Here is a 24,578-nt window from a genome sequence, read left to right on the forward strand (position 1 = left end):
CTGGCTCGACGCGGCTCTGGAGAAGGTGCGCCGCTACGTCCCCGAGTCGCGCTGCCGGGCAGTGACCGGTGGCCCGGGTGAACACCTCGTCGACCACCTCGAGACCACCCAGCAAGCCCGCAGCGTCGACCCCGGAGTGCACTACCCACCCGCCGGTGAGGTCTCGCCCTACCCGAACCCCTATGACCAGCAGTACGCGCCGCAGCCACCCGAGCAGCGCTCCCCGGACTGGGCCGAACAAGAAGTCATCCGCGCCGACTACTGGGGCGGCTACTTCACCCAGGCCATGCAAGCCGACCTCGCCTGGCGCCGCACCCGTGACGAGCAGCTGGCCACGCAGAACGCCGAGACCGAGACTAGGCAGCAGCCCAGCGACGACCCGCCGCCGCACTGATCCCGACCTCGACCTCGCCCCCGGCTCCCACGTCCCTCGACGAGAGTGCGGCCAGCCGCCACGACACCGGGTCCGCTCTGGCGGGAGTTATCTAGGTTGGCACCGGCATCGCGATTACGCGGCGAAGGGGCCGTTGACCTGCTGCATAGGATTCCGGTCAGCGTCTGGTTGCCTGCAATTCTGGGGTTCACCTAGACTATGTATTAGCCGCTGCTCTGCGGAGCAGTCGGAAGTGAGCCTGGGAAGTTCCCGCCGGACGACGGGGTCCCAGGCTCGCGGCATGTCTAGGCGTCGTACACGACAAGAGTCGTCGCGAACATGTCCAGGTAGACGGGCTCACCAGCCAGCTGCGAGCCCATCGCACCTGCCACCACGTCCGGCACCCACAGCAGAGCGTCGTTCGGACCTGGGACGTGGTAGATCCGCAGGTCAGACGTGAGCGCCTTCTGCCGACGCAGCCCGTTCAGAAGCTCGATGTCGCCGGCGTTCTGCTTCTTCTCCCGCGACTCCAGGTAGACATCGGTGACGCCCGCGGTGTGCAGCTCGGGCAGAAGCCTGGCCATGCACAGCCGACGGCGCCGTTCCGACGACGCGTCCTTGTCGACCTTGACCACGATGGTGTGCATCATCGGCAACGCAGCGATCGAGGAAGCGATCCGCCGCCGGCGCGGAGCGCCTTCACCGCGCCAGTGCAGCTTCTTCTGGCCCCTCAGCCGCAGAGCAGCCACGGCGGCGCGGGCGGCGAGCAGCTCATCGGTCTCGATCACTGCGGCGGCGAGCAGGTAGGTACCGGCCGCGAACCGTGGATCGGGCTCGGACTCGTCGACGTAGGCGCACCACCCCATAGAGCGACCATGGTCCCCCACCGAGTATCTGCTGTTGATCGCAGGTCCGCGGTCTCTGTGTGCTGGGGCCGGTGACCACCACGCGGCCCTACATCGTGTGGCCGGCGCTGACCGCGGCCGCCGCTGGCGGGCCTTGGGTTGCGCCTTCTCCTCCGTCTACAGGCACGACGTGTTCTCGGTGCGCCTCAACTCCTCGTCTGAGCCTTTGCCTTCGGCCTTGAGCAGGACCTCCACGATCGCGCTCACCGCCTGTTGCGCACCCGGCGAGAGTCGCGCAACGCGCAGCATCATCGCCCGGAGGTGACCGTCGCGTAGGACGATGCGCTCCCGCAGCTCGCCGGCGTCGAGGTCGGCCGGCTCGTCTTCCCAGAAGAAGGCGGGCGAGACCTCGAAGAACCGAGCAAGGTCTTTCAGGTAGCGCTGAGACGGCTCATTCCGCTCGCCGTTGAGGATCTTCAGGATGTAGACGCTGCTGATCTCGCCGCCGTTGTCCTCGATCCAGCGCGCGACCTGAGCCGCAGAATACGGCTTGTCCTCGACGCTGCGAATGTTCTGAAACAGGTAGTTCAGCCGCTCGGGAACCGTACCGCGGGGGTTCGCGACCCTACCTCGCCGTGCACTGGCCACACCCTCACCCTCCAGCATCCCAGCCTGGCCTCTGACCACCTCGTCACCGGCCACCAACGTCGCAGCGAGCCCACGCCGGACCCGGTCCAAGGCCCATAGCAGGCGACGGGACAGCAGTCATGATCATAGGACTGTATAGCACATGACTAGCGTCGTCAGTACTGACGTACTGAGACTGACTTCTTAGCTGAACTCACTTGGGTCAGCACATGGTGTGCGCGGGCGACCGAGTCCTGCTCGCCACCGACGGACTCCACGGTGTCGTCGCTGCCGTGGCGATCGCCGGAGTGCTGCGAGACGCTCCGACCCTTACCCGCGCTGTTGCGCAGTTGCCCGGCCTCGCGGTCGCCGCCGGCGCGCCGGACAACATCGCGGTCGGGGTCGCGGACGCCACCGAGGGGCAAAGTCAGATGCCGGTTGCCCTGTCTCTGCGGCTGACGTGGCCGCGAGTGTCGGTCTTCGCCTCTACCATCAAGGGTTGTCTCAGGACCCCCGACGTGGAGGAGGCCCATCGCCATGCCGGTGGAGATCAATGCTCGGTACTTCGACCCGAACGACCCGGACGACTACCTCGCGCGCCGTTTCGCCGCAGGGCCGTCGCCGGCGGCCGCGGCCGCGGTGGAGTCAGTGTCTCCGTGGGTCGAGCCCGATTACGCCTCCATCCCCTCCGACGGTGATCTGCCGTGGGATGCGGCCGAACGCGACCTGGTGTGGCCGGGGCCAGCCATGATCATGCCTGCCGGGCTGTTGCCGGACGGCAAGCCCTACAGCCGCGACGAGCGCGACAACGCGACCAGGATCTGCGGTGAGGTCGTGACCTCCGGGGTGGAAGCCGACGGGGTGGTCCAGGCGTACGACCGCCAGCAGGACGCGCTTCGGGAGCGCGCTGGGCTGCCCTACGCGGTGCGCGGCTCGAACGGCTTGGAGGACTTGCCGGAGACGCTGCGTGTGATCGAGCAGTTGCACCGTGAGGAACGGGTCCGCCGCCAGCGCGCGCACCGGTCGCGCTGGGGCGGCTGATCAGTCCAGGTCCAGGCCCCAGTCCTCGGACTGTTCCTGCCCCAGCTCGATCTGCGCTCCGGCCCGGTGGTGCTCGTGGCCGGTGGTCCGCTCCGGACCGTGGATGCTCTGGTCGCGTTCGGCCTGGTCGCGCCGGGTCCGGTCAGCCTCGACAGTCTCGACGCTTTGACGGCGGCGCTCCGCGGCGCGCACCGGCTCGGCGGCCTCGCGCTGCTCCCGGATGGCCTGTGCCAGGCGGGCCTGCTGGCGGGCTTCGGCCAGGCTGACCCGCACCTCGGTGTCGCCCTGGCCGGGCTCGACCGCCTGCCCCTGGCCACGTTCGGGGGTCTCGGTCTCGACCCGCAGCGGCTGCGCGCCGACGCGCGCCTCGTCGGAGAGCTCGAACAGCGTCAGCTGGTTCTTGTCCTCGCGGTCCGGTTCGGTCAGGGCCCGCTCGTCGCGCCCGCGGTCGGCGGCCGCGGCCTGGTCTACCGCCGTCTCCACCGCTGTCTCGGCCGACGTCGACGCCCGCCCGGCCGCTGCCCCGATCAGCTCCGTCGCCTGCTCGTCGGCAGTCGGCTCGACCTCGACCTCGACCGGCTGGGACTGGCCGACCAGACGGTCGCGCCAGCGCTGCCACCACCCCACGGTCTCGGCCGCCTCGGCCTCGACACCAGGACGCGCCTCGACCTCATCCCGGTCAACGATCATGGGCTCACCGGCCGCGGCCGCGCCGGCCTGGTGCTCGACCGCATGCTCCTGGTCTGGCTCGGCCGTGGCCGGCTGCTGATCAGCCGCGATGCCGAACAGCTCCAGCTGCTCCGGCTCGCCCGCGACCGTCCGGGTCGGGTCGGCGACGTCGCGGCGCTCCAGCTCCTGCCCGGCGAGCTGGTCGCGCACCCGGGCGTCCTCGGTGGCGGCGCACCAGTCCTGGCGGGCCTGGTGCACGGTCTCCAGCTGCCGGGCGCGCTCGGTGTAGTCGCGGGCCAGACGCTCGGCCCGCTCGGCATCGACCCGAGTCGTCTCGTACTCCGGGGCATCGACGTCGAGCGTCTGCAGCTCTGCGGCGTAGAGGACCGCGTCCTGCCGGTAGCCCTCGGCAACCGTGTAGGCCGCGGCCATCTCGTCGGCGACGAACGGCGGCGCCCAGGTCTGCTCCCGCTGCCAGCGGGCCTGGATCTCGCGCAGCTCGGCGTCGGTGGCCGTGGCCAGGTCCAGCGCGTCGACCGGCCGGCCCATCGCGGCGTGCGCCTGCTGCCACAGCGCGCGGCGGAACTCCTGCTCCCGGCTGGGCGCGACACCGATCGACACCTGCTCCGGCGAGACCGCCGACAGCTCCCGATACGCAGCCACGATCCCGGCCCGGCGCACCCACTCCGCCCGCTGGCCCGACTCGACCGGCGGCGCGCCCAGGTGCTCGACCGCCCACGCCGGCAGGTCCTCGGCCGCGCGCTCACCGAGCTCGTGCTGGCGGTCGCTGGCCAACACCGCCATCTCCTGCAGCCACTGGCCCACCGGCCCGGCCATCGGCGGGCCCAGCGTGGTCCAGTCGCCGGCCTCGACCTGCTGTTCGGGCATCCGCTGGTCGGTCAGCAGCCGCACCCGGTAGCGCAGCACGTCGGTGACGCTGTCGACGTCGCCGAGGCTGCGCGCGTTCACCGCCGCGACCAGCACCTTCTCGACGTCGTGGCCGGCCATCTCGGCCTCGCGCAGGGTGCGCATCAGCCGACCCCACCCGTGCTCGTGCTGCGCCGACACGAGGTTCTCGATACCGCCCTGCGCGGTATCCACCTGCGCGGTGTCACCGAGCAGACCAGCGAGCATGTCGCTGTAGCGGTACTCGGCCCATTCACGCGACACGAGGTCCCACTGCGTGCCGATCCAGGCCAGGCTCTGGCCCTCCTCGACCGCCGCGCGGTGCTCGAGCTCGGCGGCGCGGGCCGGGTCGGTGTTGTCCAGGATGTTGGCCAGGGCGGTGACCGGGTCGATGGCCAGCCGTTCGGGCTCGTGCGCATCCGGGGCCCGCTCGGTGGTCAGGTAGGCGGTGTTGCGTTCCCGGCCGCGGGTCATCGCCACGTAGGCGTCCTCGCGGCTCGACGCCACGCCGAGCAGGTTGTGGGAGGTGTCGACGGTGCGGCCCTGCGCGGCGTGGATCGTGCCCGCGTAGCCGAGCGTCACATGCTGACGCACATAGTCGCGGGGCAGGTAGGCCGTCGCCCCGTCGCGGGTGTCCGCGACCAGCCGGCCGCGCTCGTCGACACCGCGGACGGTGTAGATCTCACGGTTGACGACCATGCCGCGCCCGCCGCGCACCTCAATCTGGTAGTCGTTGCGACGGGCCTGGATGACGTCGCCGACGCTGATCGCGTTCTTGTCGCGGCCGGTGGCCAGGACCCGGGCGTCGACGCGGCCCAGCGCGACCAGCTGCTCGCGAACGGCACGAGACAGGTCCGCGGCCTCCGGGTTGGTCCCGACGATCAGCAGTGAGTCCTGCCCGGCGAGGGTGTCGGCGAGGTAGCCGCGTACCGCGGCCTCCTGCATCTGCTCGACCGTGCCCCCGCGCAGCCTGCCGCGGTCCTCGTACTCGGCGATGACGCTGGTGTCCCCGACCCGCAGCCGGATGCTGGCCTGCTTCTCCCAGTCCGCGGAGAACCGCCGGACCGCGTCCAGCTCGTACGCGCCGTTGTCGGTGGCCAGCAGGTCCAGCAGGCCACCGGCGCCCACCGCGCCGAGCTGGTGGTGATCACCGGTGTAGAGCAGCTTCCCGCCGCCGGCCTCGACGAGCGCGCTGATCCGGGCCAGTTCGTCGGTGCCCGACATCCCGGCCTCGTCCAGCACGAACAGGTCCCCGGCGCGCACCTGATCGCGGACCACGCCGTTCGCGTCCGGGGAGAACCGGGCCAGGAACTGGAAGGTGTTGATCGCCTCCAGCCCTTCCTCGTTCAGCACCTGAGTCGCGCGCTGCGAGGTCGCGAGCCCCAGCACCCGCCCGCCGGTGTGCTCGCTCCACACCGCCGCCAGCGTGGCCACGGTGAAGCTCTTCCCGGTGCCCGCCGGGCCGATCAGCACATCCCCGGCCCGCCCGGACGACACCACCCCGAGCACCGCAGCCCGCTGGTCCTCGGTCAGCGTGGTCGCCGCCAGCTCGACACGCAGCACCTCCAGCTCCGGGCCGCTGATAGCCGGCGCGGTCAGCTGCCGCGCCCCCACCACGATGCGCCGCTCGGTCTCCAGGTGCGCCTCGGTCGCGTAGACCTCGTCCAGGTGCGGCCGGTAGACCAGCCGCCCATCCTCCGGCCGCTGCAACGCCACCGGCACCTCGACCGGATCCGCCGCGGTCAACACCAGAACACCGAAGCCGTTCCCCGCACACACAGCCTCGCGCGCCAACGTCTCGAGGTAGGCCGGCCGCTCCTCCGCCGAGCAGGGAGCGTGCAGCACCTGCCGGTCCACCGCCGCGATCAGGTTCCCCAGCGTCCACGTCGCATACCGCGACTGCACGTCCAGCACCGCCGCCGCCACGATCGCAGCCCGGTCACTCTGGTCGGGCATCATCGCGGCGTCCGGGTGACCCTCGCGCGCCACCTCCGCGGCCGCGGCATCGACCCCCTCCAGCATCGCGACCAGCCGCCCCGCGCGCTGCTGCCCCCACGCGCGCAACGCCCGCGGCCCAGACTCCGGGCCCTTCGCCTGCCGCGTCTCCAACGTCGCCATCTGCATGATCGCCTTGCGCGCAGCCGGGCTCGGCTCGTACCCGTGCCGGTCCACGTAGGCCTCGACGAGCTCCCCGGCGCGCTCCTGCACCTGCGCGCGCCGCGTCGACGCCTCCGCGACCAGCGACGAGTCCACCCCCAGGATCTCGCGGGCCTTACCGTCCGGGCGGGTCGCGAACACCACCCCGAGACCAGCGGTGAGCTTGACCTCCAGGGCCCGCTCGTAGGCGACCGCGACCGCCTCCTTGATCGGGCGGAACCCCTTCGCGTCCAGCGCCCGGATCACCCCGTCGCTGACCGTCGTGGCCCGGTTCAGCACCGCCGCGTGGCAGTGCAGCTGCGGCTCGTTCGCCCGGCTCGTCGAGTGATCGAACTTGATCACCGCGAGCCCGGTGGCCCGCTCGTAGCGACCGACCGAACGCCCACCCATCGTCTTGCCGTGATAGCCCGCCCGCACGTACGCGCCGTGCTCCTCCAGGTGCCCCAGCGCTACGTCCACGGCCTCGCGGTGGGCCTGCAGCACCGTCTCCGCCTCGGCGTGCGCGCCCGCCGCGACCAGCGCGGTGTAGTACACGCTGACGCTCTTCACCGGGCTGAACGTGAAGTCGTAGTAGGCGACGGCCTTGCGGCCGTCGGTGCGGGCGGCGAGCTCGATCTCCTTGATCCGCTCCGGCGTCGCGTCCGGTTCCCGCTCCAGCGCGGCCGCCACCCGCGCGTCGTAGTCCTTGAACTGCCGCGGCGCCCGGCCCAGGAAATCGTCGCTGTCCGGGTGCTTCAGCTCCCCGAACACCTTCCGCACATCCTCCGCGGTGGCCGCGCTCCCCGCGACCATCCCGAGCATGCCCAGCCCGCTGCCGTACCACCGCCCGGGGGCTTCCCCATGCTCCTGCGCCGAGAGGAAATAGCCCGCCGCGTCCTGCGTCAGACCCGCGCCCTTCTCGACCTCCTGGCCGGGCGCCTGGTTGCGCTCGGGGGCGTGCTCGTGCTCGGCGCAGCCGGACCCCTTCAGCAGGTACTCGACCGCCCCAGCGGACACGGCGGTGATCCGGAGCACGAGATCAGCTTACCCGACCAGCCCCATGATCATTAACTAATGCATAGGTGTGTTGGCTTTGGAGCGGTGGAGGATGTGGGTGCGATGAGGAGCGGGTGAGTCAGGGAGGTCGTGAGGGAGCGGATGTGCTGGCGAGGTGTGAAGTGGCGTTGGTAGTGGTGAGAAAGGCGTGGAGTGGCGGAGGAGGGACAGGAGGAGGGGGAGGCGCGGCGGCCGTCGGGTGGTCGAGGCTGTGCGGCGCGTTCAGGGCCCGCTACGGGCCTGAGAGTCGGCGGCGGTCGGCGCCGTGGGGTGTTGCTCTATGAGACCGTGACGTCATCGGTAGATGCATCGCCTCGCGGCTGAGGATGGCCGCGCTGGCTCGGCCAGCGTCGGCGGCCGGTCGGCCGCTCACTGTCGGCCGCCTCCGTCATTTTCTGGCCGGGAGTTTTCGGCCAGGCAGCGAGCCGGGACGGGCGGTTCTGGCCGGTCCTTCGATCGGCTGAGACCGCCGCTGCGCAGAGTCTGCCGCCGGTATCGTGATCTTGCTGTTGCTGTCGTCTGTGAGGAGTCCAACCCTGATGGTCGAGCCGACCGCGCCGACCGGGCAGCGCCCGGGGCGCTCCCGTCGTCGTCCCGCCACGCGGGAGCACCTTGCCCGGTTGACCGCTGCCCGTGACCGGCTCGACGCCGAGCAGGAGGCGCGGCGGCGCCGCGAAGACGAGCTGTTCGAGGAGTTCGCCGCGGTCGCGGTCGCCCGTGACGATGTCGTCGCCGAGCAGGACCGCCGCCTCGCCGACCTCGACCGGCAACGCGGCGAGATCGAACACGTCACCGCGGCGGCGCTGGGCGACCTCGAACACCGGCAGATGGCCGTGCTTCACCAGCTCCAGCAACTCGGCCGCACCGTCGAGCAACTCGCCGAGCTCGTCGACATCCCGGTCAAGAAACTCCGCCCCCGCCTGCGCGCCCACCGCGCCGCCACTACCGGCCCGGCGACCAGCACAAACTCTCCCGAGCCGACACCGCCCGCGCCGCCGGCCGGTCCGCCCGAACCGCCTGCAGCCGGCCCGCCGGCCCCGGCCGCTGCTGCCGCGACGACCGTCTGACCGACAGCGGCACCGCAACGTGGAGGGGCCCCGCCGGTCGGCGGGGCCCCCTCCACGTTGCGGTGCCGCTGTTATCCGGCCTGGGTGCTCACCCACCGGGCCACGGTGGCGCGGTCAGTGTGGTCGAGGTGGCGCCAGTCCGCGCGCAGCCGCGCCACCCGCTCGGCGGTGGTGGCCGAGGTGGCCGCGATGTGGCGGCAGCGGGCGATCACCCACGCCTCTCGCGTCGCCGGAGAAGACGGCACGCTGATGCCCTCACGGCCACGGTCGCGGCAGTCCTCGCAGAGCCCGTCATCGGTGTGACGCTGCTGGTCGCGGGCACAACGCTCGGTCCGGCACACCACACACGGCAGCCCCCGCAGCGGCGGCACCGCGGCCAGGTCGTAGTCCAGCGGCCGGACGTCGTCGCGCCGGTCATCGCGGCGGTCGTCGCGGTCGGTTTCGGGCTCCACCCGGTCGGCGAAGTACCGCCCGGCAGCAGTGCCCGCGTCCATGCTGCGCTGCGACGGGCGAGGCTGTGGCGCGATCCACCGGCGCGGCAGGTCACGCGGTGCCCGCCGCGCCGCCCCGCCGTCCCCGGTCCGGCCCTGCGGGCGAGCCAACCCGGCCCGGGCCTGGTCGCCGTGGCGGTCGGAGCGGGGCAGGCATGCCTCGACCAGGGCGCGGCCGTCATCGCCGCTGGTCTTCCACAGATGACGAAGCCGCGCGGTCCGCACCTGCGGGTGACATTCCAGCGCCCGCAGGCACTGGGTGAGCAGCTGCTGAGTGCCCTCGTCAGCATCGGACAGCAGCCGCCCGGTCCGGCGGCGCGCCTCCCGCAGAGCGCCGCTCTCGACCAGGGCGGCGACCTCGGCGAGCCGCCCGGCGATGACCTCGGCAGTGATGGTGGGGTTCATCGGAGGTGACCTTCCCTCGCTGGTCGCTGGGTATGTGGCGGTGGGTCTGTCGGCCCGGGTCTGGTGGCGGGCGTCGTCCCCGCCACCGCGAAGCGGCGGTCGCTCGGCCTCGGAGGCTCGACGTCAAGGGCAGCCCGAAGGGCTGTCGCCGCAGGCGACGCGTAGCGCCCTTTACGTTGAGGGAGGCCGTGCTCAAGCTTTAGGGCCGGCAGGCCCACCGCCCCGCCGAAGGCGGGTCCATCTGCTGTTTCTTGGCCCGCCGCGGCCATGAGCGGCAGCCCTCCCCAGCAGCACCCGGCAGCGCCCCACAAGGCGGCAGCGTGGACGACCGGTCGCTGCCGGCTGCGAAGCGGCCGGGGCAGGTGGCCCGCGGCGGGGCGGGCCGCCCCGCCGCCCATCAGAACGGGGGCTCGAAGTCCGCCGGGAAGCTGACCTCGACCGGCTCGCCCCGGCCGTAGACCTCGCGCGAGAGCCAACCCAGGTAGGCGTCGAACTCCGCGGCGGAGAGCTGCGCGAGGTCGGGCTCGGGGGTGGTGTTCTGGGCGAGTGCCATCGTGTCCTCCGGTGGTCGGTGCGGGTGGAACGCGGCTCTGCCTCAGCAGGGCGGGTCGGGGTCCCCGAAGGGGACGGGAGAGGGTTCTGGCTGGCCCATCCCGGTGTGACCGCATCCACCCGGCCGGCGGCCGACCCGCCAACCGCCGCGCGGTCTCACCGGGATGGAGTCGGCCAGGTTCATCTCCCGCTCGCCCCGGCCCGTTCTGCTGACCTCTGGGCGATCCACTCGTGCCGGGCGCCGGAGGACACCCGCCACGTCCAGAGCGCGCTCGGCCACCACCCCACCAGCCGACCACCCCGCCCGCCGGCCGGAACCGGGCGGACCACCCCCGGCAACCAGCGCCAACGCGCCCCGGCCAGCCGCGCGCACCAAGGCCGGACAGGGTCGCGGGGCAGGTCGCGGGTCGGGGTGACGGGTCAGGGGTGGCTGCGGCGCAGCGCGACCGTGGCGCCGTCGCGGGCGGCCGCGGCGGCCGCGAGCGCGAGGAACTCCCCACGCACTGCCCCGACCCCGGTGCCCCCGGTTTTCGGGTGGGCCAGCAGCCGGGCGGCGAGTGCGTCGACGGGCCAGCGCAGCAACACCCCGTGCCGCGACAGATACAACCCGACCGCCCGGATCCGGTAGTGATCGCTGCGGCTGTCGAGCCAGGCGTAGGCCAGGACCTGCCACAGCCACGGCCCGACCTTGCCCGGGTCGTCGGCCCGCAACACGGTCTTGACGTCGATCAGGGTGTCGCCGACCAGCAGATCTCCGTCGGCCCAGTGCGGCACGAACACCGGGCCAGCACACCCCAACGGGCTCCCGGCCGCGGGCTGCCCGCCCAGCGCGTGCAGCGCGTCCAGGCTGCCGGAGGTGCGCAGCCGCTGCGCCAGCGCGGCGGTGTCGGCGACCACCGCGGCCGCGGTGAGCCCGCGCAGCATGTCCGCGGTCGGTGCGTCAGCGCCGAGCAGCTCATCCAGGTCGTCGCTGATGATCCCGGACCGGTAGATGTCCTCCGCGGCCGACCACCAGCCATAGACCCGGGCCAGGCCGCGTTCGGCCCCGCCCGCGCCGACGGTGCCGGCCGGGGCGTGCTCGTCGTGGTAGCGGCCAGTGCGCTCCACCAGCTCCATGACCGCCTCATCGGCCCACCCCCGCCCGCCGGTGTCGTGCTGGGGCTGGGCCAGCTCCAGCCACCCGCTCGGTGACGGCCGCATGTCCAGCGCCCAGGCCCGGGTCGTCGGGGACAGATCGCGGTGCGACGGGAACGACCCCGCGACCCGCTGCGCCGTGTCCACGTTGAGCAGACCGGCCGCGACCAGCCCGTAGAGCCCGTAGTAGGGCGGAGCCTGCTCGACGACGGCGGCCATCCGCATCCCGAACACCCCACCGACCTCAGCCCAGTGCCGCTGCCCGAGCCGCTGATCCCGCGGTGGGCGCACCACGCCCGCCCGACCGGCTGCGGACGCCGCGGCGGCGGCGACCTCGCTGGCCACCTCGGCGGTGCCGGGCATCCGCGAGGCGAACCACCGCCCCAGCTCACCGCGGGTCAACTCCTGGAACAGGCCCACCCCGCACCCCTCACCGCCGCCGCTCCTGCCGCCTCGGCTCCGCCGCTGTGGCGGTCACCGTGGCTGTCATCGCTGTCCGCCGCGGCGCAGGGTTCGGGGCAGCTGTCGGCCGTAGGCGATCCCGTCCTCGACATCGCGGATCACCTCGCTCTCGCGGGTGTCAGCGCCGATGTGTCCGGCGGCGGCCGCCAGCAGCAGGGTCCGCGCGCTGGTCTCGTCGAGCTCACCCCCTCCGACCAGCCGCCCGAGGGTGCGGGCGGCCTTGAGCCGGGCGTCATGGCGAGTGCCGGGCGCCGCCGTGGCCAGTTCCTCGAGCTCGTCGTCGAGGATCTTCTGCAGATACGCGTCCGCCCGTCGCCGGGGCAGCTCCATCGCCGGCGCCGGCGGTGGTGGCGGAGGCGGGGTCAGCGCAGCACCCAACCAGCCCGGCAGCGCGGCGACGGCCCCGTGCCGGGCCACCCGGTAGAGCCCGTCAGCGCGGACCGACCCGGCCCCGACCACGAACCCGCCATGCCCACGAGTATCGATCTTCCAGCCGAGCCGGCCCTGCGTGTTGCGCAGCTCCAGCCCGTCGGGCATCAGGAAGTAGCGGTGCTCCCCGCCCGAGGGGGTGGTCACGGTGTAGGTGTCGACCGGGTCAGGCTCACCGGCCTCGGCGGCCAGCCGGGCCAGCACGTCCGCGCCGCCGCGCGCGCCGGGGAACTGCGCCGGCGGGGCGGTCCCGCGGTGCGGGTCGAGGTCCACGACCAGCACGTTCGACCGGCCCACCGCGAGCCCCAGATTCCATGGCCGCACGCTCCACCACTCCTCGATCACCACCGGATCGCGGGTCGCGGCCGCCTCCCACTCCTTGACCGCAGGCAGCTTGCCCCGCGGCCACACCGGAAACACGTAGAGCCCGGCCGCCGCCGCGTCCAGCGCGGCCTGCATCAACCTGCCCGGCCCCGCCGGGCGCGCGGCGCTCCGCCGTGGGCGTTGCGGACCGGCCATCACACCCCTCCGAACGACATCCCTCCGCGAGACATCTCCACGGTGATCGTCTGCGTGGTGATCGTCTGCACTGTGCCAGGACGGCACGACACAACCTCGCCTTCCGTGACCTGTCGTCGCGGTGTTCGTGCTGGTCTCACGGCTGACCGCCGTTGCTGCCGTGGTCGCCGGGTTGGTCGCCGTCGTCGTGGTCGTGGCAGTGGTGGTTGTGGTGGGCGTGTGCATGAGGTGTTCTCCCTGGTCTCGCGGCGGGTTGATGGTCTCGGGGTTGGTGGTGAGACGGGCCGGTGGCTGCCCCGTCTCACCTGTCGTCTCGGGTGGTGTTCATGCGGCCGATCGCCGGTTGCGCGCGTTTCGGCGGCGCGCGGCGCGGCGCTCGTACTCGTCCTCACCACCCCACACACCGGTGTCTTCGTAGCGGCGGGCCCACTCCCGGCACTGCGCGATCACCGGACAGCCCGCGCACACCGCCTTGGCCCGCGCGGTCTGCTCCTTCGCGGGCCCGGCGTTGCCGACCGGGAAAAACAGGGCGGGGTCCTCCCCGCGGCACGCGGCCTGCTCATGCCAACTCATCTCACGTCTCCTTCGGCTGGGTTCTGCTGATCGCTGGGTTTGTGCTGGTCGCCGCACACGAGCGGCGCGTCTGGCACTGCGGGGAGCACCCGGGGGATCGGGCATCCCCGTCTCGGGCGGCCCTAGACCGGGCCGCCCGAGACGCAGGTGCGAGGGTCAGCCGACCGGCTGGGGCGCGGTGTTGTCGCGGCGCCCGCTCTGCGGGTCGCCGGCCTGCTCCCCGCCGGTCTGCTCGCTGCCGCGCTGGACCTTCTCCACGCGCGCCTTCTGGGTCCGCAGGCTCACCGCGACGTCGCGGGCCTCGATCTTGGTGCGGCGGATGACCACGTCGTCGCGGCCGGGTTCGTCGAGCTCCTTGGTGTAGGAGTCGTCGACCTCCTCACCGGTGACCGCGACGTGCATCCCGGTGGCGAGGGTGTCGTAGACGTTCTCGGCGAGCGGCCCGAACGCGACCACGTCCTTCCAGACGGTGGGCCGGGAAACCCACTGGCCGCTGGCCTTGTCGAAGCGCCGGGAGTTGATCGCGATGGAGAAGTTGACCACCGCGTTGCCGGTGCGCTGGCTGTAGTTGATCCGGATCTCGCGGCCGACGGTGCCGTGGAAGGTGTTCTCGTTCATGGTGGGGCTCCTGTCCGAGGGGGTTGGTGTGTTGGGCTGACGCGGCTTGCCTCAGCACACGGCCCCTGGTCTGGGGCGAGGGTTCCCGCTCGTCCATCCCGGTCGTGACCGCGTCCACCCGGGGCGCTGGTCGTGCTCGCGCAACCGCAGCGGCGGTCTCACCGGGATGGATCGGGCGTGGGTTCATCGCGGCATGGCCCGGGGTTTGTGCTGACCTCCGGGCGTCTGGATCAACCACACCGGGCCTCCGGCCAGCAGCCACGCCCAGAACGCGCACTCGACCCGCTGACCCTGCAGCCGATCCCCGATCCCCCGCAGCCGCCCGGCCCTCACCGGGCCCTGACCTGCGCCGCGACCAGCCCGTCCGCGGCCTCGTCGGCCACAGCACCCGCCCCGGTCTGCACGACGGCAGGTCGACCCGGGTGCTGAAGAACGGTGGCTCGGGAGCCCCGACCAGCAGAACTCGTGCCCCGGCCGCAGTCGTGACCGGCCGGGGCGGAGATGAGTCAGCGGGCGGTGTCGCGCAGAATCTCCCGCAGCGTGATCGGGTCGATCCCGCAGGAGGCGATCCGGGCGGCCAGCTCGGTGAGCCTCAGACCGGGGTGGACCTGTCCGGCGAGGTCGAGCGCGAGGTTGGCGGTGGCGCCGTCACCCTCGAGCAGCGCGGCGAGCCCACACAACGTCGCGGCGTAGGCACGGGCCTGCCCGGGCAGCTGCTGCACCAGCTGCCGCCACACCGCCCGCATCAGACCGGGTTCGGTGTTCTCGGCGGTCCACTCCACCAGCGCGTCGCGGCGCGCCTGCGTGAGCAATGCGGCCCCGATCCCGACGAGAACGTCGTCGTCGAGCTGGTCGCCCCGCCCCGACAGCACCTGCTCCCTCAGCTTCAGGATCGCGACGCCCGCCTCGACACCCTCGCCGTCGAGCGCGTCGATCATCTGCGCGCGCCGCTGCGCGGTCACGCTGTCGATCCGGCTGTCGAGTTCCGCGGCCAGCGCCTCCCGGGAGCCGTATGAGACCTGCCCGGTGCTCACGGCCGCGGTGAGAGCCACGACCGAGACCGCCGGATCGTCGAGGATGCCCGCGTGGCCGCAGCCGCACAGGCACTGCCACGGCATGCCCGCCGTGATCGCGGGAGTGTGCAGGGCCTGCACCACACCGACCCGGACCAGGGCCAACGCCTCGGTGACCGCGCCGGTCACGTCGGCTCGGGTGTCCTCCCCGATGACCACCACCACCGCGGTCAGCGCCTCGCCCTGCTGGTCGATGATCTGCGCAGCGTGGGCGGCCACCTCGGAGGTCTCCTCCCCCGCGGCCGGGAGATCAACCCGCAGGACCATCCCGACCCGCCGCCCGGCGAGGGTGATGATCACCAGTGAGTCCGCCGGTGTGAACCCGACGAGCGTCGGGATCGAGGCGAGGACGGCGTCGCCGCTGGTCAAACGGATCGGTCGCTGCGTCGTGGTCATGATCGGATTCCTTCCGGGCAGGGTGAACAGGACTGGGCAGGGCCGAACTGGGCAGGGCAGAACCGCCCGGCTCGGGACAAGGGAGCTGGGCGCAGGGCTCAGGGGTGTGCGCCGGCCCGGCGCCGCGGGTGCGGCGGTCCGGGCCGGCGGGTGGTCAGCGGGTCGCTGCTCGCAGCCGGGCCTCCGCTGCGGCGTGGTGCTGCCTGGCCACGAGCGCGCCGGTGGCGCGGGGGCTGGGCGGGTAGGTGCGGTCCTGCTCGGGGACCGGCCACCCGTCGAGGCTCAACCGCCACCCCTCATGGCGGCCACCGTCGTCGAGGGAGCGGAACCACATCACCGTGACGCGGATCGTGTCGAGCGGGACCGCGAGCTGCAGCGCCACCACGCTGAGGGTGATCGGGCCGGCCGCGCAGCCGCCGGGGTCGCGGCAGATGTCCCACCGCTCGGCGCAGGTCGACTCGTCGTCGGTGTAGTACAGCTGGTCCGGGCGGGCGCCGAGCTGCTGCGCGGTCTCGATGAGCAGGCCACGGGCGTACTCGTGGGCGCCGTAGCTCCCGAGCTGGCTGCGGTCGCGCGGGATGTTGGTCTCGACCGCGCCGGGCAGCACGTAGCTGCGGCAGTAGTCGAAACGGTCGATCTGGTTGATCTTGCCGGTCGGGTCGAGCATCCTCGGTTGCCTCCGTTTCGATGCGGAGGGCGAGCCCCGGGTGGGGCCCGCCGCGGGCGGGCCCTCAGAGACCGGGCTCGTCGAGAGCCCCGGCCAGGTCGGAGGCGATGCGGTCCTGGTGGGCATCGCGGTCGTCGAACTCGCGCCACGCGCTCTCGCCAGTGATGGCGAACGCCGAGCTGGGAGCGGGGGTGGTGGTCGCGGTGCGGAACATCAGGGCCTCCTGGTGGGCGGAGCGGCGGGAACGCGGCTCTGCCTCAGCGCGGGCGGCCGGGGTCCCCGAAGGGGACGGGACGGCGGTTCCGGCTGGCCCATCCCGGGTGTGACCGCATCTACCCGGCCGGCGGCCGAGCTACCCGACCGCACGCGGTCTCACCGGGATGGGTCGGCACGGGTTCGTCGGCCCGCTCGCCCCGGCCGTCTGTGCTGACCTCCGGGCGGTCTCGTCGCACCGCCCTGCCCGGACACTGCGGCCGCACCACCCACCACCGGCCCGACCCGCCGGGCCCCCTCATTCGGCCCTGGCCCCGGACTCCCCCAGAGCGGGTGGATGCGGCCCTCGGCCGCACCCACCCGCTGGGCCCTCGTTCTCAGGTCAGGTCGTGCGCGACCTGCTCGTCGTCGCCTTCCTCGGCGCTGTGGCGGCCGTCTGGTCGCTTCTCCGCCTCACCCGCGCCTGCGCAGAGCTGGCTGATCCGCGCGCTGAGCGCGGCCAGCTCTTCGAGCGAGCCGCCGGTGGCCAGATCACCATCGCCTCCCGAGCTCAGCACCAGCACGTGCGAGGAGGCGATCCCGCACTCGGGGTTGAGCTCGGCGGTCGCCTCGGCCGCAGTCATCAACCGGATGTGCAGGTCGGAGACGCGGTCTTCCCACTCCACGTGCCTCATCGGCCGCCCCCTCCCGCAGCGCCGCCCCGTCCCGCAGCCTGGTCGTGTCCCCCAGCGCGGTCGTGGTCCTGTTCGGCGCCGACCGGGTGAGGGATCACCCTGGTCAGCGCCGCAGGCGCGGTAGTCGTGTCGATGAACCCGATCACGGTGTCGGCGTGCATACGGTTCTCCTTGTCGCGCAACGGTTCTCACCCGTAGAGAGACGCGCGGTGGGGCCGGGAGCGTCCCGGCCCCACCGCTCCCTGGATCAGGCGGCCGACTCCGTGGCCAGGTCGGCTCCGCCGTCCTCGTCGCCGCCGTCCTCGTCGCCGCCGTCCTGGACGTCGGTGTCCGAGGTGTCGTCGTCGCCGCCGGCATCTGCCGGGTCCTCAGCAGCCGGGTCGACGGCGTTGGGGTCGATGAGTAGTTCCTCGACGTGGGTCGGGGTGTAGCCCCAGTTCTTCAGTGCGCTCATGTACGCCGCCGCCCGGGTGTCGGGGCGGGCGTTGCCTTCTCGCCAGCTGTGGCGGTGCAGGCTGTCCTCCTCGGCGGCCAACGCGACCGCGAGCATGACCTGGGTGGCCTTGCCCGCCTTCGCCCCGGCGAGCAGCCCGAGCAGCGGGTTGGGCTTGCCCACGTGCCAGCGGTCGGGGACCTCGACCCCGAGCAGCGAGCAGGCGAGCTGGTTGCCGCCCTCGAACGCGCGGCGCAGCTCGTGCCCGCCGGTGGCCATCGCCTCGGCGACGAACAGGGCAGCGTTGTTCGGTGCGGCCTTGCGCGCGAGCAGCGTGCGCAGGAACTCCCGCCGCACCGTGACGGCGGCGTCCCAGGCCTTGTTGCCCTCGATCACCCGCCGGCGCTCGGCCCGGGCGGCGTCCTTCGCCGCGGCCACCTCCTCCTCCGAGGCCGCCGCGGCCGCCGCGTCAGGGCTGGTGTGGCGTTCGTAGTACGGGGCGTGGCCGTGGGCGTCGGGGTCCAGGCAGTAGGCGATCGTCTCCACCGTCGGCGCCTCGGTGTTTCGCCAGGTCCGGCGGACCTCCATCGCGACCGCGTGACCCGGGCAGTCCTGGTGGTCCTCGACGCTCAGCCGGGTGTAGACGGGGTCCTCGACCCGCGGGCGCAGCTCGGTCAACGCCCGCGCGCCCGGGTACTCGCAGCGCTCGCCGTCGCCGTCGGGGTCGGGGTCGGTCTGGAGCAGGGCGATGCCCTGCTCGCGGGCGTGGGCGTATGCGTCGGCGAGCAGCCGGCGGTCTTCGCGGTCGTTGCGGGCGCGCTGCGCGGTGTGGGCGAACCGCTCTGGCTCGCGCGCCGCGCACACCGTGAGCGTCTTGACCGCCTCGATGCCCTCGGCGGTGCCGTCGTCGAACTCGGCGATCACCGCCGCCTGGTCCAGGGTCAGCTCGTAGCGGGCCATCGCCTTGGCCGCGATCTCGCTGGCCGCGACCCGCGCGGTCTGGCGGATCCGGGCGGCCGGGGTCCGGGTCTGGCGGGCGATCTGCGCCGCGGTCAGGCCCAGCTCGAGCAGCTCCTGGTGGGCGGCGACCTCCTCACTGTCACCGATGCCGGCCCGGTGGTTGTTCTCCCCGAGCTGGTCGACGATCCGCGCGATCTGGCCCTGTCGGTCAGCCCCGTCCGGGTCGTCGTCGGCCTCAAGGAGTACCCGCACCCGCGCCAGGCCCGCCTTCACCGCGGCGAGGGTACGGCGCTGCCCCTTGCGCACCACCAGCGCGCCGTCGTCGCGGCGGCGCACCGTGATCGGCTCACGCACCCCGCGCTCACCGATGTCGGCGACGAAATGCGCGCTCAGCCTTACCTCGGTGCGGGTGTTGATCCCCACGACCAGCTCGGCCGGGTCCACCCACATCAACGTCCCGAGCTCTTCGGCCCCGACCGGACCGGGCGCCACCGCCCCGACGACAGCGTTCCCGCCATCGGCGCTGGTCGCGGTGCCGCCATCGGCGCTGGTCGCGGTGCCGTCAGGGTGTGCGGGTTCGGTGCTGGTGGGTTCGGTGCTGGTGGGTTCGGTTGTGCTCACGCGGACCTCCAAGAAGGGGAGTCGAGCCTCACGACCCGGCGGGGGCGTGGGGTGCGTCCCGGGGTGGGACGTCCTCGCCCACGGCGCCCCGTCGCCGCTGGCCGGCGGGGGTTCGCGCTGGTCCGGCCGGAGTGGACCCGCCCCTTGCAGCCCGGGGCCGTGTCCGGGGCGGGGCAGGGTTCGCGTGCCGGGGGCGGGTTCACCCGGGGCGGGACCGGCGGGGTTCATCGCCGGGCACGAGCGCGGGGACGCCAGGGTGCGAGTCCCACAACGCGGGCCGCCCCTCGCGGCCCGCACCTCGGGACCACTACCGCGACTCCCGCCGGCCCGTGCCGGCGGGAGGTCAGGGATCCGAGGTCTCAGCCGGGGTCTGACAGCGCGCCAAGCTGGTCGGCGACGCTGTCGGTGACCTTCTTCCACTCCGGGTCGCTCAGCTGCCCGCCGTGGGCCATCAGCCGGGCACCGAGTACCGCCGCGACCGCGACCTCGCGCCACCGCGGCGAGTCCGGCGTGACGTGCTCGCGCAGGTGCTCGTAGCGCACGGTGTGGGTCGCGCCGCCACCAGTGAGCGGGGAGGGCACCGACACGCTCTTCGCGTTCGCGCGGACCACGACGTACCAGCCGCCCTCATACCGGATCAGGTCCCCGCGGCTGATGTCGTCGCGGCTGTAGTTCGTGGCCTCACCCGCGGCGATCTGGGCGTCGCGGACCCGCTGCCAGTAGCTGAGCTGCTCGCGGGCGTTCTCGACGTATTCGGCGAGGTCACCCTCGCGTCGCACCCGGGCCTCGACGCAGATCTGGGCGTTGGTGGCCAGCGCGGCGAGTTCGCGCTCGTAGCGCGCCAGCGCGGCGGTCAGGGTGCGGATCCGGTTGGCCACGGTGTGCGGGTTGTGCCGGTGGCGCATGTGCGCGGCCGCGGTCGCCGCCGCCGCCTCGGTCCGCCCGGCCTCCCGCTCGAGTGCCACCGACCGCTCCATGTTCGCGTGCGCCCGCTCCCGACGGCGACGATCGCCGTTGTAGGAGTAGTGATCGGTCAGGAGGGGCTGACCCAGGGGGATGTGGTCGAGCACCCGGTTCGCGGCTTCCTCCCGGCTCGCCGCCTCGCCGGTGAGGCGGGCGGCGCGGGCGGTCAACCGGTCCGCGCGCGTCTCGGCGCGTACAGCCCGGTCGACCTCCGCCTCCGGCGCGGGCCGGGGGGTGGTGCCGATGCGGACCTCGACGGCGAACCCGGCCGCGCGCAACGCCGCGACGGTGCGCTCGATCGCGCCGCGCTTCGCGGGGCGATCCTGACTGGCCTGCAACCGGAAGTCCCCGACCGAACCCCGCCACAGCCACCCCAGCGACCGCAACGTCGCGTACAGGTCATCCGAACGGCGGGTGCCCTCAAGGCAGGTGCCCTCGGCGTAGGTGTGCTCGATGACCAACATCCGCGGTGCCAGGCCCTGAGTCGGCCCAGTCAGGGCCGGCTCGGTCGGGAGCGGGGTTGGCTCGGTCAGGGTCGGGAGGTTCTGCGGCTGAGTCATCGCCGATGGTCCTTTCGCAAGTGCGGTGGGCGTGAGTGCCGGTGGCGTGGAAACCGGCGGCCCCGCAGTGGGTGCGGGACCGCCAGGCAGGTCTGGGCAGGTCAGCGGGTGATGGCGTGCGTGGCGGCGAGGCTCATCGCTCGCAGGCCCTGGCGTTCCATCTCGTAGGCGGCGTCGGCGTCGGTCAGGCGCTGCGCGGCGGAGGTGACCGCGTGCAGGACTCCGCCGGAGGTGCAGGCACCGCCGGAGATGAAGTCAGCCAAGATGGCGTCCTGCTGCTCGCTGGTGAAGTTGAGCTTCTTCGCGACGTACTCGATGGTCTCCGCGGGTGCGCTGATCGCGACGCCGGCCTGCGCGGTGATCTCGTGGAGCTGGGAGCGGACGAAGTCGCGGTCGAGGAAGGTCGCGACCGCGTCGCGGGCCTTCTTCCCGACCAGATCCAGCGCGGCGGCGTGGGTATCGGTGCTCCACCGGATGCGGCCCTCGTCGAGCTTGCCGCCCAGGTGGACCTCGGACAGGGCGTGGTGGTTGATCGTCATGCCGTTGTTGCAGACCTGCACCACCAGCTGCGGGGTGATCGTGAACCTGCCGCGCCCGGTCTCGGAGTTCGACACCACGAACCCGGCGAAGACCAGCGGGTTCTCCGCACCGCAGGCCCCGGTGAACGGGCTGCGGTAGCCGGCCAACAGCTCCGGGGCCATCTCGGCGACCTGCCGGGACGCGACCTTGACATACATGCGGGACTCGGTCAGATCGGCCGCGGTGACCTCGGCCTGAACGTCGGTGCGGCGGATACCGTCGAGGACGGCCATCAAGATGTCGAGGTTGTCGACGATGCGGTAGGAGTCCGACAGCAGCGCCCGCAGCACCCCCGGTGTCGCGGACGCGGTGTCGCGCAGCCCCCGCACCAGGAAACGGCGCTCGGGCCGGTCGGCCAGCCACGCGTTGACGTTGGTGTCGTAGAGGTCGGTCTTGGCCTGGCGCATCCGCCGCAGGTAGGGCAGCGGGATGTCGAGCTTGGTGGCCAGGTCCGCGTCTGCTGATGCGGTCGGGTTGAGCACCGCGTCACAGGTGGCGACCCCGTCCACGGTCAGCTCGTGGTCGGCTCCTGCGACGCGCAGGGCCCCGTCGGCGACCCGCAGGTTGCTCGCGCAGGTGACGACGTCGAGCTTGGCGGACTGCTGGGCGCGCAGGACCTCGACGATCTCGCCCAGGTCGGCGTTACGGCGGGTCAGCAGCTCGGTGGCGGTCATGGCAACTCCCGGTGGAGTCGAAGAACGCCCCGGGACCCCGGCGAGGGGGACGCCGGGTCCGGGGCGGCCTCACCGCGGTGGTGAGGCGTGACTCGCCCGCGCCCTGGGACGTGGCGCGGGCGGGGGCCCGCGTTCGCCCGACCGGTGTGAGATCACCGGCCCCCGGCCCGCACCCGAGCTCCACAACCGCCGCGGTGATCTCACCCGTGTCGGGCCGGGCAGGCGGGGCATCGGCCGATAAGCCCGGCCTGGGGCGCAGAGTCATCACGCCCTCACCCACCGGCGGGCCCGCACCGCGCCCGCCTCACCTCCCCACCAGGCCGCTCCGGCCATTCACCTGGCATTCGCCTGGCATACCGCCCGGCAGGCGGGCCCAGGGCTCTCGCCTCACGTGGACACGCGCCGACGTGTGCCCGGGAAGAACACGGCTGAAGGGGCTCGGTGAACCGAGCCCCTTCAGGCGTCTGGGAGATCAGCTGACAACGCGGATGTTGTGGACGATGTCGATCGGGGTCACCGCGACGATCTGGTGCTCCTGCCCGCAGTCCGGGCAGGCGATCCACTCGCCCACGTCGTAACGACCGCGGCGCATGTCGACGGTAAAACCCTGGTCACAGGCGTCGCCGACGTCGAGGATCGTGCCCGGGCTCAGGACGAGCGGGACACCCTCGAGGCTGGGGACGCCGTTCTGGTCGGCCATCGGATGCTCCTTCGCTGTGGAGTTGTGCTGGAACTGCGGCTCGTCCCAGCACGGCCCGCTCGGGGTCCCGCAGGGACCGGCGGGGGTCCCGGCTCGCCGGACCGGGTGTGATCGCGCCAGCGACCCCGCAGGGGCTCGTCTCACCCGTGTCGGTGCGCGCGCGGGTTCATCGCCGGCTCGCCCCGAGCGGGGTGTGCTGCCTTCGGGCGGTTCCGGTGCAGCTCACCCCGAAGGTCTCCCGGGAGACCCATCGCTCGGTCCGCGTCGCCTCCCGCTCCCAGCCCGAACGGTCGAGGCATCCTGGTGCGGTGACCGAACAGCCGATCCGCACCGTCCGTGAGTTCGTCCGCGCGGCCGGCCTGTCCGAGGAAAGGGCCGAACGCCACCGCGCGGCTGGAGCACTCATGCTCGACGGCGAACCGGTGACCGACCTCGACACACCCGTGCCCGACGGCAGCAAGGTCCACGTCGCCGGATCGTGAGCGGGGCGCGGGCCTCGTACCAGCATTCCCGCGGCCCACCACATGACCCATAATCGAATGTATGTTCGAGATGAAGGATGCAGTGCCCGACGTCCTTGCAGTGCCCGACGTCCTGGACAGCATGGACCCGGCCGTCCGTCGCTGTGACCCACCAGTACAAGTATGGGTGGACCTCGCCGCCCTCACTCAGCAGCAGCGATACGGGCGCGGCAGCCGCCGTGGCGGGGTGTTCGTGGGCGGCGCCGTCCGGGCGATCATGTGGGCCCAGATCATGACCGAGCGGGGGTTCTGGCTCGCAGCCCTCACCTGCGAGCTGGAGCGCGGAGGCCGGCCGATCCTCACCGCCCCGGCTGTCGCCCCCGAGTGGGCCATCACCCGGCGCTGGCCGGGCTCCGAGCGCCGCCTCCTGGGCAAGGCCAGCGACCGGCCGACACTCGCCCAGACGCGCGCGCAGCGCCGTCCGGGCGGCGCTGCGCGCCCCTGAACAGCCTGCCTGACCACCGTTCCTGAACGGCGCTACGGCCCGCCGTGATCAGAGTTGAGGCGGTCGACCAGCCCTGTGCGGACCGCCCCAGGGGCCGCGGGTTCACGTTGAACTCGTCGAGTCGTGCCCCAACTTGGCCTTCGCCTCGACCGCCCGGACCCGTGTGTCCCTGAAGAAGGCCCCTGGGCAGGGTGCGGGTCAGAGACGGTCACCCGGCGCCGGTCCCGCGCTGTGCGGCTCCGTCACGGGCAGCTCCGTCACTGCCTGCTGGTTCCGGGGGATACTCCGGAGCTCCGATGCCTTCCCACTCGCGGGCTCGGTCAGCGAAGGTGGCGAGTGCGGCGACGGTCTCGGCGGACAGGCCGTGGGCGCGGATGGCGAGGTCGCGCACGGCGGGGTCGTGCAAGGCCGCGAGCAGCGCCAGGTCCTCCCGTAGCGGCGCGTCGTCGACGAAGAAGTAGGCCAGCGGCATGCCGAAGGCGGCAGCGATGGCCTCGAGCGCGCGAATGGTGGGGTTCTTGGCCCCGTTGTGGCGCAGCTGCCAGACATGACTGGGGGAGATCGAGTACCCGGCCGCGGCAGCGCGTTCGGCGATCTCGGGATGGGTGTACTCGCGCCCGAGACCCCCGGCAGGCTTCACCGTGGCGAACAAGCGCTCGACCAGCTCCGGCACGGTCGGCGATCGCGAGTGGGCAGCCCCGCCTGCGCGGGTAGGAGTCGACCCCGCCGGGGCAGTGGATGGAGGGTCGACAGGAGGGCAGCCCTGATCGGGTGATCCTGGGGCCACGGCGCCTCCTATGTTCTGTCGTCGACCGAGCGCTAGACAGCAGCAGTGTCGACCATGATCACCCTGTTTGGCCGAACACCCCCCGATCAGGGTCACGTTTGGTAACTCCAGGAGCCGTCACCGCAGTCGTGCTGATCCGAACGAGCGGTAGCATGAGCGCCGACTCACGGTCGGTAGTACCCGCGCGGCGCGACTCCGGCTCCGACCCCGCCCGGCACGGTCACCGCTGGCCAGGCCACGTTTGCATGATCGTGCCGTTTCAGTCGAAAATGGGGATATCTGTTCAGCGTGACCGGCATCAGCCGTCGTTAGTGGCGGCCCGGTGCCGGGTTGTGCGTGACTGGAGGGCGTCGTGGATCGGCCGCTGTGTGCGTTGCCCGGCTGCACGCAGATCGTGCCCGCCGTCGTC

Annotated in this window: 23 protein-coding genes; 5 read left to right on the top strand and 18 right to left on the bottom strand. The window is 72.6% G+C overall.

Translation table 11 applies throughout. The features are described from left to right. On the top strand, window positions 1-394 hold a 394-nt coding region (locus PSU4_RS31500; protein WP_186817136.1), incomplete at its 5' end, for a hypothetical protein. A gap of 284 nt (window positions 395-678) precedes the next feature. Here PSU4_RS31500 and PSU4_RS23365 read toward each other — a convergent pair. Together PSU4_RS23365 and PSU4_RS23370 are read right to left on the bottom strand one after the other, a co-directional pair. Further along, window positions 679-1,239 (bottom strand): DUF3800 domain-containing protein, encoded by a 561-nt coding sequence (locus PSU4_RS23365; protein WP_147112440.1) that lies wholly within the window; start codon window positions 1,237-1,239, stop codon window positions 679-681. A 156-nt stretch (window positions 1,240-1,395) separates the two neighbouring features. Further along, on the bottom strand, window positions 1,396-1,866 hold the full coding sequence (locus PSU4_RS23370; RefSeq protein WP_147112443.1) for a hypothetical protein: 471 nt from the start codon (window positions 1,864-1,866) through the stop codon (window positions 1,396-1,398). Between the two features lie 516 nt (window positions 1,867-2,382). Here PSU4_RS23370 and PSU4_RS23375 point away from each other — a divergent pair. Beyond that, window positions 2,383-2,886, top strand: coding sequence for a hypothetical protein (locus PSU4_RS23375; RefSeq protein ID WP_147112446.1), 504 nt, complete (start codon window positions 2,383-2,385; stop codon window positions 2,884-2,886). On the opposite strand, the gene mobF is transcribed toward PSU4_RS23375, so the two are convergent. Further along, entirely contained in the window at window positions 2,887-7,632 is a 4,746-nt protein-coding gene (mobF, locus tag PSU4_RS23380) for a MobF family relaxase (RefSeq protein WP_147112450.1), read from the bottom strand. A 560-nt stretch (window positions 7,633-8,192) separates the two neighbouring features. On the opposite strand from mobF, the gene PSU4_RS31505 reads away from it, so the two are divergent. Further along, entirely contained in the window at window positions 8,193-8,720 is a 528-nt protein-coding gene (locus PSU4_RS31505; protein WP_186817137.1) for a translation initiation factor IF-2, read from the top strand. Between the two features lie 71 nt (window positions 8,721-8,791). Here the strand turns inward: PSU4_RS31505 and PSU4_RS23395 are convergent, their stop codons facing one another. The 14 genes from PSU4_RS23395 to PSU4_RS23450 form a co-directional block, all read right to left on the bottom strand. Further along, window positions 8,792-9,616, bottom strand: coding sequence for a hypothetical protein (locus tag PSU4_RS23395; RefSeq protein ID WP_147112458.1), 825 nt, complete (start codon window positions 9,614-9,616; stop codon window positions 8,792-8,794). Window positions 9,617-10,013: 397 nt separating this feature from the next. Next, window positions 10,014-10,169: a hypothetical protein gene (locus tag PSU4_RS31510; protein WP_186817138.1), complete on the bottom strand. Its 156-nt coding sequence runs from the start codon at window positions 10,167-10,169 to the stop codon at window positions 10,014-10,016. A 419-nt stretch (window positions 10,170-10,588) separates the two neighbouring features. Continuing rightward, window positions 10,589-11,722, bottom strand: a complete 1,134-nt coding sequence (locus PSU4_RS23400; RefSeq protein ID WP_147112460.1) for a hypothetical protein — start codon at window positions 11,720-11,722, stop codon at window positions 10,589-10,591. A gap of 66 nt (window positions 11,723-11,788) precedes the next feature. Beyond that, on the bottom strand, window positions 11,789-12,652 hold the full coding sequence (locus tag PSU4_RS23405; protein WP_186817139.1) for a bifunctional DNA primase/polymerase: 864 nt from the start codon (window positions 12,650-12,652) through the stop codon (window positions 11,789-11,791). Between the two features lie 384 nt (window positions 12,653-13,036). Beyond that, window positions 13,037-13,285, bottom strand: a complete 249-nt coding sequence (locus PSU4_RS23410; RefSeq protein ID WP_147112465.1) for a WhiB family transcriptional regulator — start codon at window positions 13,283-13,285, stop codon at window positions 13,037-13,039. A 156-nt stretch (window positions 13,286-13,441) separates the two neighbouring features. Beyond that, window positions 13,442-13,903 (bottom strand): single-stranded DNA-binding protein, encoded by a 462-nt coding sequence (locus PSU4_RS23415; RefSeq protein WP_147112468.1) that lies wholly within the window; start codon window positions 13,901-13,903, stop codon window positions 13,442-13,444. A 506-nt stretch (window positions 13,904-14,409) separates the two neighbouring features. Continuing rightward, window positions 14,410-15,372 carry a DUF4192 domain-containing protein gene (locus PSU4_RS23420; protein ID WP_147112471.1) on the bottom strand — a complete coding sequence of 321 codons (963 nt, stop codon included), beginning with the start codon at window positions 15,370-15,372 and terminating at the stop codon, window positions 14,410-14,412. A 154-nt stretch (window positions 15,373-15,526) separates the two neighbouring features. Next, the gene (locus PSU4_RS23425; RefSeq protein ID WP_147112474.1) at window positions 15,527-16,039 is read right to left on the bottom strand and encodes a hypothetical protein; all 513 of its coding nucleotides are present in this window, start codon (window positions 16,037-16,039) and stop codon (window positions 15,527-15,529) included. Between the two features lie 64 nt (window positions 16,040-16,103). Continuing rightward, window positions 16,104-16,253, bottom strand: a complete 150-nt coding sequence (locus PSU4_RS31515; RefSeq protein WP_186817140.1) for a hypothetical protein — start codon at window positions 16,251-16,253, stop codon at window positions 16,104-16,106. A gap of 376 nt (window positions 16,254-16,629) precedes the next feature. Further along, the gene (locus tag PSU4_RS23430; RefSeq protein WP_147112477.1) at window positions 16,630-16,926 is read right to left on the bottom strand and encodes a hypothetical protein; all 297 of its coding nucleotides are present in this window, start codon (window positions 16,924-16,926) and stop codon (window positions 16,630-16,632) included. Between the two features lie 247 nt (window positions 16,927-17,173). Beyond that, a complete protein-coding gene (locus PSU4_RS23435; RefSeq protein ID WP_147112480.1) occupies window positions 17,174-18,940 on the bottom strand; it encodes a ParB/RepB/Spo0J family partition protein in 1,767 nt (588 codons plus the stop codon). A 359-nt stretch (window positions 18,941-19,299) separates the two neighbouring features. Next, the gene (locus tag PSU4_RS23440) at window positions 19,300-20,367 is read right to left on the bottom strand and encodes a DUF3560 domain-containing protein (RefSeq protein WP_186817141.1); all 1,068 of its coding nucleotides are present in this window, start codon (window positions 20,365-20,367) and stop codon (window positions 19,300-19,302) included. 197 nt (window positions 20,368-20,564) lie between these two features. Next, window positions 20,565-21,716, bottom strand: a complete 1,152-nt coding sequence (locus PSU4_RS23445) for a DUF932 domain-containing protein (protein WP_147112485.1) — start codon at window positions 21,714-21,716, stop codon at window positions 20,565-20,567. 472 nt (window positions 21,717-22,188) lie between these two features. After that, window positions 22,189-22,416, bottom strand: coding sequence for a hypothetical protein (locus tag PSU4_RS23450; RefSeq protein WP_147112488.1), 228 nt, complete (start codon window positions 22,414-22,416; stop codon window positions 22,189-22,191). 308 nt (window positions 22,417-22,724) lie between these two features. On the opposite strand from PSU4_RS23450, the gene PSU4_RS31520 reads away from it, so the two are divergent. After that, on the top strand, window positions 22,725-22,898 hold the full coding sequence (locus tag PSU4_RS31520) for a hypothetical protein (RefSeq protein WP_186817142.1): 174 nt from the start codon (window positions 22,725-22,727) through the stop codon (window positions 22,896-22,898). 61 nt (window positions 22,899-22,959) lie between these two features. Then, a complete protein-coding gene (locus PSU4_RS23455) occupies window positions 22,960-23,382 on the top strand; it encodes a hypothetical protein (protein ID WP_147112491.1) in 423 nt (140 codons plus the stop codon). A 208-nt stretch (window positions 23,383-23,590) separates the two neighbouring features. Here PSU4_RS23455 and PSU4_RS23460 read toward each other — a convergent pair whose 3' ends face one another. Next, window positions 23,591-24,055: a helix-turn-helix domain-containing protein gene (locus tag PSU4_RS23460; RefSeq protein ID WP_186817143.1), complete on the bottom strand. Its 465-nt coding sequence runs from the start codon at window positions 24,053-24,055 to the stop codon at window positions 23,591-23,593. Window positions 24,056-24,578 lie beyond the last annotated feature (523 nt).

It is taken from the genome of Pseudonocardia sulfidoxydans NBRC 16205, from assembly GCF_007989085.1.
Classification (GTDB): Bacteria; Actinomycetota; Actinomycetes; order Mycobacteriales; family Pseudonocardiaceae; genus Pseudonocardia; species Pseudonocardia sulfidoxydans.

Excerpts from the sequence above, each read along its gene's own strand:
- PSU4_RS23365 (WP_147112440.1), bottom strand. The coding sequence starts at position 1,239 with ATGGGGTGGTGCGCCTACGTCGACGAGTCCGAGCCCGATCCACGGTTC.
- PSU4_RS23375 (WP_147112446.1), top strand. The coding sequence starts at position 2,383 with ATGCCGGTGGAGATCAATGCTCGGTACTTCGACCCGAACGACCCGGAC.
- PSU4_RS31505 (WP_186817137.1), top strand. The coding sequence starts at position 8,193 with ATGGTCGAGCCGACCGCGCCGACCGGGCAGCGCCCGGGGCGCTCCCGT.
- PSU4_RS23395 (WP_147112458.1), bottom strand. The coding sequence starts at position 9,616 with ATGAACCCCACCATCACTGCCGAGGTCATCGCCGGGCGGCTCGCCGAG.
- PSU4_RS31510 (WP_186817138.1), bottom strand. The coding sequence starts at position 10,169 with ATGGCACTCGCCCAGAACACCACCCCCGAGCCCGACCTCGCGCAGCTC.
- PSU4_RS23405 (WP_186817139.1), bottom strand. The coding sequence starts at position 12,652 with ATGCAGGCCGCGCTGGACGCGGCGGCGGCCGGGCTCTACGTGTTTCCG.
- PSU4_RS23410 (WP_147112465.1), bottom strand. The coding sequence starts at position 13,285 with ATGAGTTGGCATGAGCAGGCCGCGTGCCGCGGGGAGGACCCCGCCCTG.
- PSU4_RS23415 (WP_147112468.1), bottom strand. The coding sequence starts at position 13,903 with ATGAACGAGAACACCTTCCACGGCACCGTCGGCCGCGAGATCCGGATC.
- PSU4_RS23420 (WP_147112471.1), bottom strand. The coding sequence starts at position 15,372 with ATGACCACGACGCAGCGACCGATCCGTTTGACCAGCGGCGACGCCGTC.
- PSU4_RS23425 (WP_147112474.1), bottom strand. The coding sequence starts at position 16,039 with ATGCTCGACCCGACCGGCAAGATCAACCAGATCGACCGTTTCGACTAC.
- PSU4_RS31515 (WP_186817140.1), bottom strand. The coding sequence starts at position 16,253 with ATGTTCCGCACCGCGACCACCACCCCCGCTCCCAGCTCGGCGTTCGCC.
- PSU4_RS23430 (WP_147112477.1), bottom strand. The coding sequence starts at position 16,926 with ATGAGGCACGTGGAGTGGGAAGACCGCGTCTCCGACCTGCACATCCGG.
- PSU4_RS23440 (WP_186817141.1), bottom strand. The coding sequence starts at position 20,367 with ATGTTGGTCATCGAGCACACCTACGCCGAGGGCACCTGCCTTGAGGGC.
- PSU4_RS23445 (WP_147112485.1), bottom strand. The coding sequence starts at position 21,716 with ATGACCGCCACCGAGCTGCTGACCCGCCGTAACGCCGACCTGGGCGAG.
- PSU4_RS23450 (WP_147112488.1), bottom strand. The coding sequence starts at position 22,416 with ATGGCCGACCAGAACGGCGTCCCCAGCCTCGAGGGTGTCCCGCTCGTC.
- PSU4_RS23455 (WP_147112491.1), top strand. The coding sequence starts at position 22,960 with ATGTTCGAGATGAAGGATGCAGTGCCCGACGTCCTTGCAGTGCCCGAC.